1 protein-coding gene is annotated in these 614 nt (G+C 50.5%); it reads left to right on the forward strand.

The features are described 5' to 3' along the window. The first annotated feature begins 265 nt into the window (after positions 1 to 265). On the forward strand, positions 266 to 568 hold the full coding sequence (locus tag ACTHTS_RS10935) for a hypothetical protein (protein ID WP_440370047.1): 303 nt from the start codon (positions 266 to 268) through the stop codon (positions 566 to 568). Positions 569 to 614 lie beyond the last annotated feature (46 nt).

A 614-nucleotide genomic window follows, 5' to 3' on the forward strand; every position in this document is an offset into this window, starting at 1 on the left:
GGGGGGGTGCCTGTTGTGGGGGGGCGGAGGGGGGTGTAGGGGAGAGGGTTAGTTTGGCGGATGTTAGGTTCGGTTTGGTGTGTGTGGTGGGAGTGTCGGTGAATGGTTTTGTGCCGTGATGGGTGGGTGTATTGTTTTGCCATGGAGTTGGGTCTTTTTTTGGCGGTTTGGTTTCTGTCGTTGTTGGATGGGTGCGGTTTGTAGTTATTGGTTTGTGGCTTGGAATTTTTTTTGGGTTGGGTTTGTTGGTGGTGTTTTTGGTTGGTTGTGGTGTGGTTGGGGTTTTGTTTGTTGGGGTGTGGGTTGGGGTTTTTGTTGGGTGGGTGGGTTTGTTGTTTGTGGTTGTGTTTTGGTTTGGGGGTTGTTGGGTGTGTTGGTGGGTTTAGGTTTTGTTGGGGGTCCGTTTTGGTTGGGTGTTGTGCCGGGGGGTGTTATTAGTGGTGTGGCTGTGGTCCTGATGGTCATCAATGACAGTATTCAGTGTTCTGTTAAAGCAGTAGTCCATCAATATCATTTGGGTGCAGATGAAGCGGTTCGGGCTGGTGCGTTGGTTGTTTTCGGTGAGTAGTTTGTTGGACTTGTTGTTCGGGCTTGTTCGCGTTGTGTTGTTGGTG

The sequence above is a fragment of the Neisseria sp. P0019.S003 genome, from assembly GCF_051957115.1.
Taxonomy (GTDB): domain Bacteria; phylum Pseudomonadota; class Gammaproteobacteria; order Burkholderiales; family Neisseriaceae; genus Neisseria; species Neisseria flavescens_D.